General features: G+C 70.8%; 13 protein-coding genes and 3 tRNA genes. 9 read left to right on the plus strand and 7 right to left on the minus strand.

The window, feature by feature from the left end; all coding sequences use genetic code 11:
- The 3 genes from mhpA to HNR57_RS06645 are packed head-to-tail and all read left to right on the plus strand — an operon-like array spanning nt 1 to nt 3,682.
- Nucleotides 1-1,584, plus strand: coding sequence for a bifunctional 3-(3-hydroxy-phenyl)propionate/3-hydroxycinnamic acid hydroxylase MhpA (gene mhpA, locus HNR57_RS06635; RefSeq protein WP_184557577.1), 1,584 nt, complete (start codon nt 1-3; stop codon nt 1,582-1,584).
- Nucleotides 1,581-3,548 carry an acetoacetate--CoA ligase gene (locus tag HNR57_RS06640; RefSeq protein WP_184557580.1) on the plus strand — a complete coding sequence of 656 codons (1,968 nt, stop codon included), beginning with the start codon at nt 1,581-1,583 and terminating at the stop codon, nt 3,546-3,548. The genes mhpA and HNR57_RS06640 overlap by 4 nt, the downstream gene beginning before the upstream one ends.
- Entirely contained in the window at nt 3,545-3,682 is a 138-nt protein-coding gene (locus HNR57_RS06645; protein ID WP_221342344.1) for a hypothetical protein, read from the plus strand. Before HNR57_RS06640 ends, HNR57_RS06645 begins: the two co-directional genes overlap by 4 nt.
- 191 nt (nt 3,683-3,873) lie before the next feature.
- On the opposite strand, the gene HNR57_RS40840 is transcribed toward HNR57_RS06645, so the two are convergent.
- From HNR57_RS40840 to HNR57_RS06665, 4 genes are all read right to left on the minus strand, one after another.
- The gene (locus tag HNR57_RS40840) at nt 3,874-4,197 is read right to left on the minus strand and encodes a hypothetical protein (protein WP_376772186.1); all 324 of its coding nucleotides are present in this window, start codon (nt 4,195-4,197) and stop codon (nt 3,874-3,876) included.
- 576 nt (nt 4,198-4,773) lie between these two features.
- Nucleotides 4,774-4,847 (minus strand) — tRNA-Ile (locus HNR57_RS06655).
- A gap of 190 nt (nt 4,848-5,037) precedes the next feature.
- A tRNA-Asn gene (locus HNR57_RS06660) sits at nt 5,038-5,110 on the minus strand.
- Between the two features lie 5 nt (nt 5,111-5,115).
- Nucleotides 5,116-5,188: transfer RNA gene (locus HNR57_RS06665), tRNA-Asn, on the minus strand.
- A gap of 160 nt (nt 5,189-5,348) precedes the next feature.
- Between HNR57_RS06665 and HNR57_RS06670 the strand changes: the two genes are divergently transcribed.
- The 4 genes from HNR57_RS06670 (at nt 5,349) to HNR57_RS06685 (ending at nt 11,049) form a co-directional block, all read left to right on the plus strand.
- A complete protein-coding gene (locus HNR57_RS06670; RefSeq protein WP_062926707.1) occupies nt 5,349-5,654 on the plus strand; it encodes a YtxH domain-containing protein in 306 nt (101 codons plus the stop codon).
- Nucleotides 5,655-5,828: 174 nt separating this feature from the next.
- Complete coding sequence (locus tag HNR57_RS06675; RefSeq protein ID WP_184557583.1) at nt 5,829-7,277, plus strand: xylulokinase; 1,449 nt, start codon at nt 5,829-5,831, stop codon at nt 7,275-7,277.
- Nucleotides 7,278-7,387: 110 nt separating this feature from the next.
- The gene (locus tag HNR57_RS06680) at nt 7,388-9,121 is read left to right on the plus strand and encodes an ABC transporter ATP-binding protein (protein ID WP_184557587.1); all 1,734 of its coding nucleotides are present in this window, start codon (nt 7,388-7,390) and stop codon (nt 9,119-9,121) included.
- Nucleotides 9,121-11,049, plus strand: coding sequence for an ABC transporter ATP-binding protein (locus tag HNR57_RS06685; RefSeq protein ID WP_184557589.1), 1,929 nt, complete (start codon nt 9,121-9,123; stop codon nt 11,047-11,049). Before HNR57_RS06680 ends, HNR57_RS06685 begins: the two co-directional genes overlap by 1 nt.
- A gap of 104 nt (nt 11,050-11,153) precedes the next feature.
- Here the strand turns inward: HNR57_RS06685 and HNR57_RS06690 are convergent, their stop codons facing one another.
- Complete coding sequence (locus tag HNR57_RS06690; RefSeq protein WP_184557592.1) at nt 11,154-12,452, minus strand: RNA polymerase sigma factor; 1,299 nt, start codon at nt 12,450-12,452, stop codon at nt 11,154-11,156.
- Between the two features lie 139 nt (nt 12,453-12,591).
- Here HNR57_RS06690 and HNR57_RS06695 point away from each other — a divergent pair, with 139 nt between their 5' ends.
- Together HNR57_RS06695 and HNR57_RS06700 are read left to right on the plus strand one after the other, a co-directional pair.
- Complete coding sequence (locus tag HNR57_RS06695; protein ID WP_246554321.1) at nt 12,592-13,209, plus strand: hypothetical protein; 618 nt, start codon at nt 12,592-12,594, stop codon at nt 13,207-13,209.
- Nucleotides 13,206-14,201 carry a nucleotidyl transferase AbiEii/AbiGii toxin family protein gene (locus tag HNR57_RS06700; RefSeq protein WP_184557597.1) on the plus strand — a complete coding sequence of 332 codons (996 nt, stop codon included), beginning with the start codon at nt 13,206-13,208 and terminating at the stop codon, nt 14,199-14,201. Before HNR57_RS06695 ends, HNR57_RS06700 begins: the two co-directional genes overlap by 4 nt.
- A gap of 6 nt (nt 14,202-14,207) precedes the next feature.
- Here the strand turns inward: HNR57_RS06700 and dnaG are convergent, their stop codons facing one another.
- Entirely contained in the window at nt 14,208-16,127 is a 1,920-nt protein-coding gene (dnaG, locus tag HNR57_RS06705) for a DNA primase (RefSeq protein WP_184557600.1), read from the minus strand.
- A 29-nt stretch (nt 16,128-16,156) separates the two neighbouring features.
- On the minus strand, nt 16,157-17,422 hold the full coding sequence (locus tag HNR57_RS06710) for an NAD(P)/FAD-dependent oxidoreductase (RefSeq protein WP_184557603.1): 1,266 nt from the start codon (nt 17,420-17,422) through the stop codon (nt 16,157-16,159).
- Nucleotides 17,423-17,509: the final 87 nt, after the last annotated feature.

Genomic DNA, 17,509 nt, shown 5'->3' on the forward strand with positions numbered 1-17,509 from the left:
ATGACCGTCCGACGCAACGGGGCCGACGTACCCGTGGTGATCATCGGAGCAGGACCGGTGGGCGTGACCGCCGCCCTCCTCCTCGCCCGGCGCGGAGTCCGCACCGTCGTCCTCGAACGCCACCAGGACGTCTACCCGCTGCCGCGCGCCGTCGCCACCGACGACGAGGTCCGCAGGATCCTCCAGGCCGCGGGTGTGGAGGAGGAGTTCACCGCGATCGCCCGCCCGGCGAACGGGCTGCGGCTGCTGGACGCCCGGCACCGGGTGATGGCCGAGTTCCGCCGCACCGAGCACGGCCATCACGGGTACCCGCAGACCAGCATGTTCGACCAGCCCGAGCTGGAGCGGTTGCTGCGCGACGCCCTCGCCCGACGCCCGGAGTGCGAACTGCGGGGCGGTGTGGAGGTCACCGGCGTCGGCCCGGACACCGCCGGCCCCCTGCGCGTGACCTACCGCGACGACGACGGCGACCATCAGCTGTGGGCCGAGGCGGTCCTCGGCTGCGACGGCGCGAACAGCCTCACCCGCGACGCCATCGGCGCCGTCTGGGAGGACCTGCGCTTCGAGGAACGCTGGACCGTCATCGACGTCCGCACGAAGGCCGACGTCCGCTGCTGGGATGGCGTCGACCAGGTCTGTGACCCGCACCGCCCGGCGACCTTCATGCGCGTCGGCGAGGACCGCTACCGCTGGGAGTTCCGGCTCGGGGACTCCGAGGAACCGGTCCGCGAGCTGGTCGCGCCGTGGCTGCCGCCCTCCTGCGACGGGGACTTCGAGATCGTCCGCGAGGCGCAGTACACCTTCCGGGCGCGCGTCGTCGACCGTTGGCGCAGCGGACGGGTCTTCCTCCTCGGTGACGCCGCCCACCTGACCCCGCCGTTCATCGGGCAGGGACTGTGTTCGGGGCTGCGGGACGCCTACAACCTCACCTGGAAGCTTGCCCGCGTCCTCCAACAGGGCGGAGACGAAAGGCTGTTGGACACATACGAAAGCGAGCGCAAGCCGCACGCCCGGCATGTGATCAAGCTCGCGGTCGCCCTGGGCTGGGCCATGACCGGCGGCCAGGACGGCGCAGCCGCACTGCGCCGAAGACTCCTGGCCGCGGCCTGCCGCATCCCCGGCCTGACCGCGGCGGCCGGCCGCGACCTCAACCCGCCCCTGACCGCCGGGCCCCTCGTCCGACGCCGCATGCGCAGGAGCTTGGTGGGCACCCACTGCCCGCAACCGTGGATCACGGCCGAGGGACGGCGCATGCGCCTCGACGAGGTGCTGGGCGACTCCTTCACCGTCCTGACCGCCGCAGAACCCTGGCCCTCGCTCGACGCCCTCGCCCACGGGCTCGGGGTCCGGGCGATCCCCGTGACCGGCCTCGGCGACGACGGCACGCTCACCGACTGGCTGCGCGCCGGCCGGACCGACGCCGCCCTGCTGCGCCCCGACCGCGTCGTCATGGACGTCGTCCCGGCCGGGGGCCGCGACTTCACCGGCACCGCCGCCTGGGCGGCCCTGCTGCACACCACGCGCAGCCCCCACTCACCACGACGGACCGTTGAGAACAGCCTGCTGAGGAGCGCCACAGGATGACCGTGCCCGAGCCCTTCACGACGCCCGATCCACAGGCCGTCGCGGACAGCCACATCATGGACTTCGCCCGTCACGTCGGGATGGCCGGCTCCGACTATGTCTCCCTGCATCGCTGGTCGGTCACCGACCTGGAGGGCTTCTGGGGCGCGGTGTGGGAGTACTTCGACGTCGATGCGGACACGCCGTACGAGCAGGTGCTGGCGGAGGAGCAGATGCCCGGCGCCCGCTGGTTCCCCGGCGCCACCCTCAACTACGCCCACCACGCCCTGCGCAACCTCGCCGACGACGCCGTGGCGATCGTCGCCCTCGACGAGACCGGCTCCTGCTACGAGGTGACCGCGAGACGCCTGCGCGCCCAGGTCACCTCCGTCGCCGCCACCCTGCGCGACCTCGGCGTCGGCAAGGGCGACCGCGTGGTGGGCTACCTGCCCAACACCCCGCACGCGATCATCGCGTTCCTCGCCGCCGCGAGCCTGGGCGCGGTGTGGTCGGTCTGCGGGCAGGACTACGCCCCCAAGGCCGCCGCCGACCGCTTCGCCCAGCTCGAACCCACCGTCCTGATCGGCGCCGACGGCTACCTCTTCAACGGCACCACCCACGACCGCCGCGACGCCACCCTCGAACTCGCCGGCGCCCTGCCGACGTTGAAGGCCACGCTCCTGGTGGACCACGTGCGCCTGCCGTGGCCGTCGCAGGCGTACCCGTCGCCGGCCGTCCCTTGGGAGGACGCCGCCACCCGCACCGAGGAACTCGCCTGCACCCCGGTGCCGTTCGACCACCCCCTGTGGGTCGTCTTCTCCTCGGGCACCACCGGCCTGCCCAAGGGCATCGTCCACGGCCACGGCGGCGTCCTGCTGGAGCATCTGAAGACCCTCGGCCTGCACTCCGACCTCGGCCCCGGCGACCGGCTCCTGTGGTACACCACCACCCACTGGATGATGTGGAACCTGGTCGCCTCCACGCTGCTGACCGGCGCTGCCACGTGCACGTACGACGGCAGCCCGGCGCCCTTCGCCAAGCTCGACGTCCTGTGGGAGCTGGCCGCGCACCACCGGGTGACCGTCTTCGGCACCAGCCCCCAATATCTGCTGGGCATGGCGAAGTTCGGCATCGACCCGTCCGTACACGACCTCTCCTCGATCCGCGTGGTCGGCTGCACCGGCTCCGCCCTGCCGGCCTCCGCTTACCCCTGGGTCCGTCACCACGTCTGCGACCATGTCCTGCTCGCGTCCATCAGCGGCGGCACGGACGTCGTCTCCGGCTTCGCCGGCGGCGCACCCAACGCCCCCGTCTGGGCAGGAGAGTTGTCTGCGCCCCACCTGGGAGTGGCGCTGGCCGCGTACGACGCTGAGGGCTTCCCGGTCGTGGACCAGGTCGGCGAGCTGGTGGTCACCCGCCCGATGCCGTCCATGCCGCTGTACTTCTGGAACGACCCGGACGGCACCCGCTACCGTGACGCCTACTTCTCCTCCTACCCGGGCGTGTGGCGGCACGGCGACTGGATCACGGTGACGGGTCACGGCTCGGTGATCGTCCACGGCCGCTCCGACAGCACCTTGAACCGCAACGGCGTACGTCTGGGCAGCGCCGACATCCACGACGTCGTCGAACGCCTCCCCGAGATCGCCGAGGCCCTCGTCATCGGCGCGGAGGAACCCGACGGCGGCTACTGGATGCCGCTGTTCGTCGTCCTCGCCGCCGGGGTGACCCTGGACGACCCGCTCCGCGAGCAGATCAAGGAGACGATCCGGACAGGGGCCTCACCCCGCCATGTCCCCGACGAGATCATCGAAGTGCCGGGCATCCCGCACACCCGTACCGGCAAGAAACTCGAAGTCCCCGTCAAACGCCTCCTCCAGGGCGCCCCGGTCGAGCAGGTCGTCAGCCCCGCAGCCGTGGACGCCCCCGACCTCGTCGATCTCTTCGCCCGCCTGGGCGCCGAACGCCGGAGCCGGTCGACGTGACAACCGCACAGATCACCCTCGCCGTCGTCCTGATCCCGGTATTCCTGCCACTGGGAACGGCGAAGATCGCCGCGGTGCCGTTCATGCGGCAGGCGGCAGCGCACAGCGGCATGCCGAGCAGCGGACGGTGCTGACAGCCGTGCACGCCTACATCGTGGAGCGGAGCGTGCCGGTCATCCGCGTCGATTCGGCCCGGAGTACCGCTTAGGCCCCCCTCATGACGACGCCGACGCGGAAGAGCCGGCGACGACAGACTCGTGCCGGTCGGCGAGGCCGGCGCAGAGTCCATTGTCGGATTCAGGCTCGGCGCGGCCGGCCGGTCAGGTCATCCCGAGTTCCCACCTGCCATCCGCATGGCCGCCTCGTAGACCAGTTGCGCATGCAGTTCGAACATGGCCACCAGGTCAACGGCGTCGCCGCTGATCTCCCGCTGGACGAACAGCCCGTCGGCGCCCGCGAGGGCGTAGGTGGTGATGGTGCGTACCGCGCCCTCGTCCAGGTCCAGGATCAAAGTCCGGACGACTTCGGTGATCTTCTGGTCGGCCGCCTGATACACCCGGCCGAGGGTGTCCAGGGCCTGCTGTGACTCCGAGCCAGGGATCGTGAACGTGTCGTCGGTGTCCTCACTGGCGACGCCGAGACCTGCCACGACTGCGCGATCACCACGGTCCAGAGGGCGAGGACGAGTCTGCGGCGGCGGAAGGCGAGTCTTCCGAGGCGGTAGAGAAGGGTGGTCAGGGCTCACTCCGGCCATCGGGTCACAGATCCACTGATGAGTACATCAAAATAGATGAAATATCCCACGCATGTCGCAATCGCACACTCGGTCAGCCGCCACGCACGGGGTGGTACCAGGCGTCAGGGCGATGTGGGTCGGGGAGACCCATCGCGTGAGTCGCCCACAGAGCCGGCGCGACCCCGTCAAGGAGTGAGAGAGGGTGCGGTCAGGCTGGCGAGGGGTGAGAGCCGTGCGATCTGGGCCGTTTTCAGTACGGGCCGTTTCTCCCTCGCGCCGATCAGCCTCGTCGACAACTGCATGATCCAGGCGAGCCCATCGCCACCACGCCCGCCGCAAACCAGCACATCCATGCAGGCCAGAGCTACGCGCACCACCGACACTGGCAACGAGGTTGAACTCACGAGCAGCGGATTCAGTCCGTTCAGACGAAGTTGACGACCCGACAGGACAAAATGAACGTTTCCGCAGGTCAGAGACCTGCATGGGTGGGGCGGGTGGGACTCGAACCCACGGCCGACGGATTATGAGTCCGCTGCTCTAACCGGCTGAGCTACCGCCCCATAGCGGCGTGTCGCGTACATGTGTGCGCGCCGTCTGCCGCAGCATAGCCGCTCATACGATCTCCTGCTTCGGCTGGGCGGCTTCGCACGGCCTACGTGACCTTGAGGACTGCGCCGGGTGCCGCGCGGTTCCCGGAACAGCGGATCGGACATGAAAAAGGACCCCTCAGAGGGGTCCTCGTTCGACCTGCTCCCCCGACTGGACTCGAACCAGTAACCTGCCGGTTAACAGCCGGCTGCTCTGCCAATTGAGCTACGGAGGACCGAGCTCCCCGGACTGGACTCGAACCAGTAACCTGCCGGTTAACAGCCGGCTGCTCTGCCAATTGAGCTACCGAGGAAGGTCTCGTTTTGCATCGAACGCACCTACCTGGGTATCCGCCAGGGGGCGCGCGTTCGCTGCGACACATACATTAGCGCAAGCAGGGGGGTGCTTCGCCAATCGGTACTCCCCGGCACCGACGCCGCATCGGAGACCTACGCAAGGAAAGGGTGGCCGCCATGCGTTACCGGCTCACGTTCGTCGCCGGAGTCGTCCTGGGTTACGTGCTGGGCACGAGGGCCGGGCGCGAGCGCTACGAGCAGCTGAAGAAGTCAGCCCGGCAGTTCGCTCAGAACCCCGCGGTCCGCAACACCGCCGAGACGGCGGCCCACCAGGGCCGTGAGTTCGCGGGCAAGGCGTACCACGTGGTGAGCGACAAGGTCGGCGACCGAGTCCCCGACTCGGTGGCGGACCGGGTCCGTCACCTCCGCGACCGGGCCACTCACAACGGCGGCGAGGACGACTGGGGCACGACCAATACCTGATCTCCCCGATGCCGAGCAGCCCCGAGCCCCTGAAAACGGGGCGCGGGGCTGTGTCGATGTGCGGCTCCGCCGCGTGGGCGCGACCAGCCACGACGAGCCCGCACCCGGAACCCGGCGACACCCCCACGGCGCCCACGGCTCCAGCCAGCGCAGCGGTACGGCAGAATTTTGGCCATGGGGATAGTCGCCGGGTTGGACAGTTCACCCGATTTCACTCGTATCGTCGTCTGTGACACGGACACCGGAGCCGTGCTCAGGCAGGGATATGCACCGCATCCGGTGGAAGGCCCCGCGGGCGGCGGCCGGCCGTCGGACGTCGATCCGCAGGCCTGGCTGCTCTCCCTGGGCGAGGCCGCGGGCGGAGGTCTGCTCGAAGGTGTGCAGGCGATCGGCGTCTCGGCCCAGCAGAACGCCGTCGTGCCGCTGGACGCACAGGGCAACACCGTGCGGCCGGCGATGGTCGGCGGCGACAAGCGGACGCAGGTCGCCGCGGCCGACCTGGTCGACGCGCTCGGCGGGCGTGAGGCGTGGGCGCAGGCCGTGGGCTGTGTGCCGCAGGCCGCGCAGCCCGTCACGAAGCTGCGCTGGATGGCCCGGACCGAGCCGGAGAACGCGCAGCGCACCGCGATCCTCCTCCAGGCACACGACTGGCTGGTGTGGCAGCTGCTGGGCCGGCCGGTCAGGAGAACCACCGACCGGGGCGGGGCGTCCGGCACCGGCTACTGGTCGGCCGCGACCGGCGGCTACCGGCCCGACCTCGTGGAGCTGGCGCTCGGGCACCAGGTGATGCTGCCGGAGGTGATCGGCCCGGCGGACGCGGCCGGTACGACGCCGGAGGGGCTGCTGATCTCCGTGGGCACCGGCGAGACCATGGCGGCGGCGTTCGGGCTCGGCATCGGCCTCGGCGACGCGGTGGTGTCGCTGGGCGCGTCCGGGTCCGTGATGGCCGTGCACCCCGAGGCCCTGGTCGACGGATCGGGCATGATCACCGCGCTCGCGGACGCGACCGGCATGCACCTGCCCGTCGTCACCACGCTGAACGCCGTACGGACCCTGCGCGGGGCCGCCGAGCTGCTGGGGCTGCCCGATCTGGAGAGCCTGTCCGACCTCGCGATGAAGTCGACGCCCGGGTCGCACGGGCTGGTGCTGCTGCCCTATCTGGAGGGTGAGCGGACGCCGAACCTGCCGCACACCGCCGGGACCCTGGCCGGGCTCAGGCGCGAGTCGATGAAGGCGGAACACCTGGCGCGGGCGGCGTTCGAGGGGATGCTGTGCGGGCTCGCGGACGCGCTGGACGTGCTGCGCGGCCGGGGTGTGGACGTGCGGCGCGTTTTCCTGCTCGGGCAGGCGGCCGAACTGCCCGCCGTGCAGGCGGCGGCGCCCATGCTGTTCGGGACGCAGGTCGTGGTGCCGCAGCCGGCGGACTACGCGGCGATCGGCGCCGCCCGTCAGGCGGCCTGGGCGCTGGGTGCCTCGCAGGGCACGCTCGACGTGCGGAACCCGCCGGTCTGGCAGGGCGCGGTGGCGCAGGTGCTGGAGCCCGGGGACGAACTGGCCGTGGGGCAGGCGGTGCGGCAGCAGTTCGTGGCGGTGCGGGAGCAGACGCATCCCGGAGCCCTCTGACCTTTTGACCGCCCGTTGGGTTAATTCGGTTGAGGTAACACCGGTGGAGTGTTCGACGATAGGGGCCAGGGGCAACCAACCGCTCCGTCGCCCACTCCGAGAGAAGCAGCGTGCTCATACGACTCCTGCGGACCTACCTCAGGCCCTACAAGAGACCCATCACCCTGCTGGTGCTGCTGCAGTTCCTGCAGACCTGCGCCACGCTCTACCTGCCCACGCTCAACGCCGACATCATCGACCAGGGTGTCGTGAACGGCGACACAGGCTACATCCTGGGCTACGGCGGTCTGATGATCGGCATCTCGCTGGTCCAGGTCGTGTGCAACATCGGTGCCGTGTACTACGGCGCCCGTACGGCGTCGGCGCTCGGGCGGGACGTGCGCGGTGCCGTGTTCGACCGGGTGCAGTCGTTCTCCGCGCGTGAGGTGGGCCACTTCGGGGCGCCGTCGCTGATCACCCGGACGACGAACGACGTCCAGCAGGTGCAGATGCTGGCGCTGATGACGTTCACGCTGCTGGTGTCGGCGCCGATCATGTGCGTGGGCGGCATCGTGCTCGCGCTCGGTCTGGATGTGCCGCTGTCCGGGGTGCTGGTGGCGGTCGTGCCGGTGCTGGGCATCTGCGTGACGCTGATCGTGCGGCGGCTGCGGCCGCTGTTCCGGGCGATGCAGGAGCGGCTGGACTCGGTGAACCGGGTGCTGCGCGAGCAGATCACCGGCAACCGCGTGATCCGGGCCTTCGTCCGGGACGAGTACGAGCAGCAGCGCTTCCGGAAGGCCAACACCGACCTCACCGAGTTCGCGCTGGGCACCGGCAACCTGCTCGCGCTGATGTTCCCGATCGTCATGACGGTGGTGAACCTGTCGTCGATCGCCGTGGTGTGGTTCGGCGCGCACCGCATCGACAGCGGCGGGATGCAGATCGGTGACCTGACCGCGTTCCTCGCCTATCTGATGCAGATCGTGATGTCCGTGATGATGGCCACCTTCATGTTCATGATGGTGCCGCGCGCGGAGGTGTGCGCCGAGCGCATCCAGGAGGTGCTGGACACCTCCTCCAGCGTGGTGCCGCCGTCGGCGCCGGTGCGGGAGCTGCGCCGGCACGGTCATCTGGAGATCCGCGGGGCGGGCTTCCGCTATCCGGGTGCCGAGGAGCCGGTGCTGCGGGCGGTGGATCTCGTGGCCCGGCCCGGTGAGACGACCGCCGTCATCGGCTCGACCGGCAGCGGCAAGTCGACCCTGCTCGGGCTGGTGCCGCGGCTGTTCGACGCGACCGAGGGGCAGGTGCTCGTCGACGGTGTCGAGGTCGCGGAGATCGAGCCGAAGCTGCTCGCGAGGACCGTCGGGCTGGTGCCGCAGAAGCCGTACCTGTTCGCGGGGACCGTGGCGACGAACCTGCGCTACGGCAATCCGGACGCCACCGACGAGGAGCTGTGGCACGCGCTGGAGGTGGCGCAGGCCAAGGACTTCGTCGACGGGCTGGAGGGCGGACTCGACGCGCCGATCGCGCAGGGCGGGACGAACGTCTCCGGCGGGCAGCGGCAGCGGCTCGCGATCGCCCGGACGCTGGTGCAGCGGCCCGAGATCTACCTCTTCGACGACTCCTTCTCCGCGCTCGACTACGCCACGGACGCCGCCCTGCGGGCCGCGCTCACGCGGGAGACCGCCGAGGCGACCGTGGTGATCGTCGCCCAGCGGGTGGCGACCATCCGGGACGCCGACCGGATCGTCGTCCTCGACGAGGGCCGGGTCGTCGGCACCGGGCGGCACCACGAGCTGATGGCGGACAACGAGACCTACCGGGAGATCGTGCTCTCCCAGCTCACGGAAGCGGAGGCTGCCTGATGGCGGGGCCCATGGGGCGGATGATGGCCGGGGGCGGCCCCGACCAGCGCTCGCTGGACTTCAAGGGATCCGGCAAACGGCTCGTCGCGCAGTTCCGGCCGGAGCGCGCGACCATCTGCGTGCTGCTGCTGTGCGTGGTGCTCAGCGTCGGCCTCAACGTCGTCGGGCCGAAGATCCTCGGCAAGGCGACCGACCTGGTCTTCGCGGGCATCGTCGGGCGGGGCATGCCGGAGGGGGCGAGCAAGGAGCAGGTCCTCGACTCCATGCGGCAGCGCGGGGACGGGGACGTCGCCGACATGCTGCTCAGTACCGACTTCACCCCGGGTGAGGGCATCGACTTCACGGCCGTCGGGCATGTGCTGCTGCTCGCGCTGGGCGTGTTCGCGGTGGCCGGGCTCTTGATGGCGGTGGCGACACGGCTGGTGAACCGGGCCGTGAACCGCACGATGTTCCGGCTGCGCGAGGACGTCCAGACGAAGCTGTCGCGGCTGCCGCTGTCGTACTTCGACAAGCGGCAGCGCGGTGAGGTGCTGTCCCGGGCGACGAACGACATCGACAACATCGGGCAGACGCTCCAGCAGTCGATGGGGCAGCTCATCAACTCGGTGCTGACCATCATCGGCGTGCTGGCGATGATGTTCTACGTCTCCTGGATCCTGGCGCTGGTCGCGCTGGTGACCGTGCCGCTGTCGTTCGTCGTGGCCACGCGCGTGGGCAAGCGGTCGCAGCCGCACTTCGTCCAGCAGTGGCGCTCCACGGGCCAGTTGAACGCGCACATCGAGGAGATGTACACCGGGCACGCCCTGGTGAAGGTGTTCGGGCGGCAGGAGGAGTCGGCCAAGCAGTTCGCCGAGCAGAACGACGCGCTGTACGAGGCGGGGTTCAAGGCGCAGTTCAACAGCGGGGTCATGCAGCCGCTGATGATGTTCGTGTCGAACCTCAACTACGTGCTGGTGGCGGTGGTGGGCGGGCTGCGGGTCGCCTCCGGCTCGCTGTCGATCGGTGACGTGCAGGCCTTCATCCAGTACTCGCGGCAGTTCTCCATGCCGCTGACGCAGGTCGCCTCCATGGCGAACCTGGTGCAGTCGGGTGTCGCCTCGGCGGAGCGGGTCTTCGAGCTGCTCGACGCTGAGGAGCAGGGCGCCGACCCGGTACCGGGGGTGCGGCCGGAGGAGCTGCGCGGGCAGGTGGCGCTGGAGCACGTGTCGTTCCGCTACGACCCCGACAAGCCGCTCATCGAGGACCTGTCGCTGAAGGTCGAGCCCGGGCACACGGTGGCCATCGTCGGCCCGACGGGCGCCGGCAAGACGACGCTGGTCAACCTGCTGATGCGGTTCTACGACGTCACCGGCGGGCGCATCACCCTCGACGGGGTCGACATCGCGCGGATGTCCCGGGACGAACTGCGGGCCGGGATCGGCATGGTGCTCCAGGACACCTGGCTGTTCGGCGGCACGATCGCGGAGAACATCGCGTACGGGGCGTCCCGGAAGGTGACCCGCGGGGAGATCGAGGAGGCGGCCCGGGCCGCGCACGCGGACCGGTTCATCCGGACGCTGCCGGACGGGTACGACACGGTGATCGACGACGAGGGCACGGGCGTCAGCGCGGGTGAGAAGCAGCTCATCACCATCGCCCGGGCGTTCCTGTCCGACCCGGTGATCCTGGTGCTGGACGAGGCGACGAGCTCGGTCGACACGCGTACCGAGGTGCTGATTCAGAAGGCGATGGCCAAACTGGCGCACGGGCGTACGTCGTTCGTCATCGCCCACCGGTTGTCGACGATCCGGGACGCCGACGCGATCCTCGTGATGGAGAACGGGTCGATCGTGGAGCAGGGCGCGCACGAGGAACTGCTCGCGGCGGACGGGGCCTACGCGCGGTTGTACAAGGCGCAGTTCGCGCAGGCGGTGGCCGAGGTGGACTGAGTCGCGATCCGGGGTGCCGAGTGGGGTCACGGGGCGGCTGCGGGTCCGGTGGGGGCCGGTCGCGCAGTTCCCCGCGCCCCTCGGGGACGTGCAGTGACGCCCCTTCAGTCCAGATAGCCCCTCAGCTGGTCCGCGAAGGCGTGATCACGCAGCTTGTTGAGGGTCTTGGACTCGATCTGCCGTATCCGTTCCCTGGTCACGCCGAAGATGCGGCCGATCTCCTCCAGCGTGCGCGGGCGGCCGTCCGCCAGGCCGTAGCGGAGTTGGACCACCTTCCGCTCCCGCTCCCCCAGCGTCGACAGGACCGCCTCCAGGTGCTCCCTGAGCAGCAGGAACGCCGCCGACTCGACGGGGGAAGCCGCGTCGCCGTCCTCGATGAGGTCGCCGAGGGCGACGTCGTCCTCCTCGCCGACGGGCGCGTGCAGCGACACCGGCTCCTGGGCGAGGCGAAGGACCTCGCTGACCCGCTCCGGCGCCAGGTCCAGGTGGGCCGCGACCTCCTCGGGCGTCGGCTCGTACCCACGCTCCTGCAGCATCCGCCGCTGGACCCGTACGACCCGGTTGATGAGCTCCACGACGTGGACCGGGACCCGTATCGTGCGGGCCTGGTCGGCCAGGGCGCGGGACATGGCCTGGCGGATCCACCACGTCGCGTACGTGGAGAACTTGTAGCCGCGGGCGTAGTCGAACTTCTCGACGGCCCTGATCAGGCCGAGGTTGCCCTCCTGGACGAGGTCGAGCATGGTCAGGCCGCGGCCGACGTAGCGCTTGGCCACCGACACGACCAGGCGCAGGTTCGCCTCGATGAGGCGGCGCTTGGCCATGCGGCCCATGACGACGAGCCGGTCCAGGTCCAGGGCGAGCTGGCTGTCCAGATCGGGGGTGAGCCGCAGCTTCTCCTCCGCGAAGAGGCCGGCCTCGACGCGGCGGGCGAGTTCGACCTCCTCGGCGGCGGTCAGCAGGGGGATGCGGCCGATCTCCCGCAGGTACTGGCGGAACAGGTCCGAGGAGGGACTGCCGCTCTCGGTGCGCAGGGGCGGCGGTTCGACGGCTTCGGGCACCTCGGCCGGCTCGACGGCACCGGCGGGCGGCTCCTCCGGCTCCGGTTCCGCCTCGGGATGGTGCACGGCACGGCTCTGCGCGGGGACCGCGGACAGGGCGTCGGCCTCCGCGTCCGGCGCGGTCCCGTCGGCGCCGGGGGCAGCACCGGCGTCGGTCTGGGTGAGGGTCTGGGTCTGCACGGGGGCGACCTCCAGGATGATCGCTGCCAGGGGGTACGGCAGCGGTACTTCGGGGGCGGAGTCGACGGCCTCGCCGCTTTCCGTCCCGTACGGGATGAGCGGAACCGCGGGGGTCTGGGACCCGTCGGTGACGGATCGGCCGCGCTCCGAGGACTCAGGCACCGCAACCCAGTGTGGGGTAAGACACATGGTCGCCACGAGGGGCGTGCGATGACTTTTTGCTTCCGGTCCGTGACCGCGCGATCGCCCCCGGTGGGAAATCCGGATGCCTCACGCGCCGCTGGTCTGCGACGATCATCCGATGTCCGCTTCCCTGTACGAGTCACATGTGACGGTCCGCTGCTCCGGCCCCGACGAGTCCGCCCGGCTGGGCCGGTGGGCGGCGGCGGGCGGGTTCAAGCTCACGCACATCGTGCTGGCCAGGGGCCGGATGCGCGACCAGCCGATGCTCACCCTGTCCGGTTCGCCGTCGTACGCCCGCGAATCGGCGCGCGTGCGAGAAGTCGCCGCGCGTTTGCGGGCGGACGGCTTCGACCCGGTGCGCGTGAAGATCGAGTCGTCGCTCTGGGCGCCGGAGGTGCCGCGCCGGCCCTGCGACGACGGGCGCTACTTCGAGCACCACGTGAAGCTGCGGCTCACCGCGGACACGGACCTCGCGGTTCTCGCGGCGCGCGTCGTGCCGCACGGCGCCCATCTGTCCTGGAACGCCCGGCGGGTGCGGGGCGAGCACCACGAGCGGTTCGTGACCCAGCGCTGCCACGCGGTGGACGCCGAAGGCGCGGGCCGGGCACTGGAGCGGCTGCTGGCCGAGCTGGGCGGCTGTGAAGTGCTCGGTGTGGAGCGGGAGTTCGTGCTGCACGACAGTGATGTGTCGGTGGACGACGGATGGCTCGGTGAGCCGATGGGGGTATCGGGATGAAACAGTCGTGGCAGGGCTTCGGATGGGCGAACACGGAGATTCCCCGGGAGCCGCTCGACGACGCCACCCGCAGGGCGGAGCACCTGCCGAGGACGCTGCGTCCGGTGCCGGGGGACGACGTGGTGCAGCGCCCGGTGTTCGAGCCGGCGCTGAAGCACCTCCACAACGCCTATCGCGCCACCGACCCGAGCTTCGCCGACCCGGAGCGGGGCGAGGCCTGGCGGGCGGCCCGCCGGCAGGCGCTGCACCTGGTGCTGGCCGCGATCAGCGGCTCGGAGTGGGTGGACTCATTGGTGCTGCGGGGCAGCGTGCTGATGTCGGCGTGGTTCGGGGAGGCCGCGCGTGAGCCCGGTGACCTGGACTTCGTCGTCGTTCCGCACACCTGGCGGATGGAGGACGGCCGGACGGACCGGATGCTGAGCGGGATCGCGGCGGCGGCACAGGAGCTGGCCGGGGCGCGGGGGCCGGGGGTCGGGATCTCGGCGCGCGGCGCGGTGGTGGAGGACATCTGGACGTACGACCGCGTACCAGGCCGGCGCATGGTGCTCCCCTGGGGCGCGCCAGGCCTGCCCGGCGGCCACGTCCAGCTGGACTTCGTCTTCAACGAGCGGCTGCCCGAGGGACCCGAGCTCGTCGAGCTGCCGGGCGGTGCGCTCGTCCAGGCCGCGACGCCGGAGCTGTCGCTGGCATGGAAGCTGCTGTGGGTGATCAACGACGTGCACACCCAGGGCAAGGACCTGTACGACGCCGTCCTGCTGGCCGAGCGGTACCCGCTGCGTTACGAGCTGCTGCACGAGGTGTTCCGGCTGTCGGGCGAGTGGCCGTACCCGTATCGCGAGAAGATCCTCCTGGAGGACGTGGTGGAGGCGGTCGGCTACGTGGAGTGGAACCACTTCGTCACCGAGTACCCGCGGTTCCGGGACGACGAGCGGGAGTTCGCCGAGCGGCTGGTGCGCGCGGTGACGCCGACCTTCGAGGGGGCCGGGGCCTGACCCGTGTCAGAGCGCGGCGGCGCCGTGTTCCCGGAGGGTCTGGTCGTACTGCTGGAGGACCCACAGCTCGTTCTGCACGGCGGCGAGCTGGGCCGGGTCGCCGTGGGTGCCGAGGCGGGTGAGCTGGCTGGTGATGTCACGGATGCGGCGTTCGACGGCGCGGCGGCGGACGGTGACCAGCTGGGCGCCGGCGTAGACCTCGTCGACCCCCTTCACGCCCTTGTGGAGCATGATCGCCTCGACGGCCAGCTCCGTGACCATCGCGCGGACGGCGTCGTCCGGGGCGGCCTCACGGACCCTGACCAGGTAGTCCTGGGGGTCGGCGACGCCCGGTTCGGCGCCGCCCGCGTCCTGGATGGCCTGGCGGACGGCGGCGTAGGGCGGGGCGGTGAACTCGTCCACGCCGTACGCGTCGAAGGCCGGGGAGACCAACTCGGGGCGCTGGAGGGCGAGTTTGAGGAGTTCCCGCTCGGTGGCGAAGACGGGGTTGCGGAGGTTGAGGGCCGGGCCTCGGGGGGTGGCATGCTGGGGCGGGCCGGCGTACTGCCTGCCCTGCTGCTGCCGCTCCGGGGCCGGGCCCTTGCCGCCGCGGTCGCGGGCCCAGCGGGCCAGCTGCGCCACCCGCTTGACCACGAACTGGGTGTCGAGGATGCCGAGCATGCCGGCGAGCTGGACGGCGACCTCGTGCTGGGCGCCGCTGTTCTTGATGCGGGCGACGATCGGGGCGGCCTCGTCCAGCGCGGACGCGCGGCCCGCCGGGGTGTCGAGGTCGTAGCGGCTCACGATCTGGCGCAGGGCGAACTCGAAGAGCGGGGTGCGGGGTTCGACCAGGTCGGCGACGGCCTCGTCGCCCTTGGCGAGGCGCAGGTCGCAGGGGTCCATGCCGTCGGGGGCGATGGCGATGTACGTCTCGGCGGCGAACTTCTGGTCGTCCTCGAAGGCGCGCAGGGCCGCCTTCTGGCCGGCGGCGTCGCCGTCGAAGGTGAAGATGACGCGGGCCGAGCCGTTGTCCATGAGCAGCCGGCGCAGGATCTTGATGTGGTCGCCGCCGAAGGCGGTGCCGCAGGTGGCGATGGCGGTCGTCACACCGGCGAGGTGGCAGGCCATGACGTCCGTATAGCCCTCGACGACGACCGCGCGGGACGCCTTGGCGATGTCCTTCTTCGCCAGGTCGATGCCGTAGAGGACCTGGGACTTCTTGTAGATCGCCGTGTCGGGCGTGTTCAGGTACTTCGGGCCGTTGTCCGCCTCGTAGAGCTTGCGGGCGCCGAAGCCGACGACGTCGCCGCCGATGTCGCGGATGGGCCACATCAGCCGGCCGCGGAAGCGGTCGATGGGGCCGCGGCGGCCCTCCTGGGAGAGGCCGGAGAGGATGAGCTCCTTGTCGGTGAAGCCCTTGCCGCGCAGATAGCGCGTGAGGTGGTCCCAGCCCTGGGGGCTGTAGCCGACGGAGAAGTGCTGGGCGGCGGCCTGGTCGAAGCCGCGCTCGGCGAGGAACTGGCGGCCGGTGTCGGCCTCCGGGCTCGTGGCCAGCTGTTCCACGTACCAGTCGGCGGCGATCTTGTGGGCCTCGACCAGGCGGATGCGCTCACCGCGCTGGTGGGAGGGGTTGTAGCCGCCCTCCTCGTAGCGCAGGGTGATGCCCGCCTGGCCGGCCAGGCGCTCGACCGCCTCCGAGAAGGAGAGGTGGTCGATCTTCATCACGAACGTGATGGTGTCGCCGCCCTCCTGGCAGCCGAAGCAGTGGAAGAACCCCTTGCTCGGGCTGACCTGGAAGGAGGGCGACTTCTCGTCGTGGAACGGGCAGAGTCCCTTCAGGTTCCCGCCGCCCGCGTTGCGCAGCTGGAGGTACTCGGACACCACGGCGTCGATCGGGACCGCGTCCCGTACCGCCTTCACGTCCTCGTCGTTGATCCGTCCTGCCACGCGTGAATTCTACGGGGGCGGACCGACAGCTACGGTGCGAGGCTGTCGAGCGGGACGTGCGGGTCCGCCAGCGACTCGGTGTCCACGCGGGCCCGGGAGCGGACCAGGCGCTGGATCTTGTCCGTGACGTCCCACACATTGACGTTCATCCCGGCCAGGACCCGGCCGTCCTTCACCCAGAACGCGATGAACTCGCGTTTCCCGGCGTCCCCGCGGATCACCACTTGGTCGTAGCTGCCCGGGGGCGCCCAGCCGGAGTACTCCATGCCCAGGTCGTACTGGTCGGAGAAGAAGTAGGGCACCCGGTCGTACGTCACCTCGCGGCCCAGCATGGAGCGCGCCGCTGCCGGGCCGCCGTTGAGGGCGTTGGCCCAGTGCTCGACGCGCACCCGTGTGCCGAAGAGGGGGTGCGGGAAGGAGACGACGTCGCCGGCCGCGTAGACGTCCGGGTCGGAGGTGCGCAGCCGCTCGTCGACGACGATGCCGCCGCCGTGGGCCCGGTCGGCGATCTCCAGGCCGGCCGCCTCGGCGAGGTGGGTGCGCGGGGCCGCGCCGATCGCCGCCAGCACGTCGTGCGCCGGGTGCTCCTCGCCGTCGTCGGTGCGGGCCGCGAGGACCATGCCGTCCTGGCCGACGATCTCCGTCAGCCGCCTGCCGAAGTGGAAGCGCACCCCGTGCTCGCGGTGCAGCTCGGCGAAGAGCCCGCCGAGCTCCGGGCCGAGCACGCCGTGCAGCGGGGTCGGCCCGTGCTCGACGACCGTGACCTCCGCGCCGTACTCGCGGGCCGCCGCCGCGACCTCCAGGCCGATCCAGCCGGCACCGGCGATGACGAGGTGGCCGTTGTCCCGGCCGAGGTTGGTCAGGACGTGTTTGAGGCGCTCGGCGTGGGCCAGGCGGCGCAGGTGATGCACGCCGGCCAGGTCCGTGCCCGGCACGTCGAGGCGGCGGGGCTCGGCGCCGGTCGCCAGGAGCAGCTTGTCGTAGCGGACGACGGTGCCGTCCTCGCCGAAGCGGACCGTCTTCGCCGTGCGGTCGACCGCGTCGACCGTCTGGCCGAGGTGGAGCTCGATGTCGTTGGCCGCGTACCAGGCGGGTTCGTGCACGAAGACGCTGTCGCGCTCCTCCTTGCCGAGGAGGTACCCCTTGGACAGGGGCGGGCGCTCGTAGGGGTGGTCGCGTTCGTCGCAGATCAGTATCACGCGGCCGGTGAAGCCCTCCGCGCGGAGCGTCTCCGCCGCCTTGGCGCCGGCCAGTCCGCCTCCGACGATGACGAATGTCTGATCCGCGTCGACCACGTGATGCCTCCTCGAAACTGTGTCGCCACTTGCGAGCGTCCCGCACGGAGCGTGGCGCGGGAAGGGGGAGTGACCCGATCAGGCCAC

Origin of the sequence: Streptomyces paradoxus (assembly GCF_014202475.1) — a bacterium.
Lineage (GTDB): Bacteria > Actinomycetota > Actinomycetes > Streptomycetales > Streptomycetaceae > Streptomyces > Streptomyces paradoxus.

Bases quoted from the DNA above. Each gene is read 5' to 3' on its own strand.
- mhpA (WP_184557577.1), top strand. From the start codon at position 1: ATGACCGTCCGACGCAACGGGGCCGACGTACCCGTGGTGATCATCGGA.
- HNR57_RS06640 (WP_184557580.1), top strand. From the start codon at position 1,581: ATGACCGTGCCCGAGCCCTTCACGACGCCCGATCCACAGGCCGTCGCG.
- HNR57_RS06670 (WP_062926707.1), top strand. From the start codon at position 5,349: ATGCGTTACCGGCTCACGTTCGTCGCCGGAGTCGTCCTGGGTTACGTG.
- HNR57_RS06675 (WP_184557583.1), top strand. From the start codon at position 5,829: ATGGGGATAGTCGCCGGGTTGGACAGTTCACCCGATTTCACTCGTATC.
- HNR57_RS06685 (WP_184557589.1), top strand. From the start codon at position 9,121: ATGGCGGGGCCCATGGGGCGGATGATGGCCGGGGGCGGCCCCGACCAG.
- HNR57_RS06695 (WP_246554321.1), top strand. From the start codon at position 12,592: ATGTCCGCTTCCCTGTACGAGTCACATGTGACGGTCCGCTGCTCCGGC.
- HNR57_RS06700 (WP_184557597.1), top strand. From the start codon at position 13,206: ATGAAACAGTCGTGGCAGGGCTTCGGATGGGCGAACACGGAGATTCCC.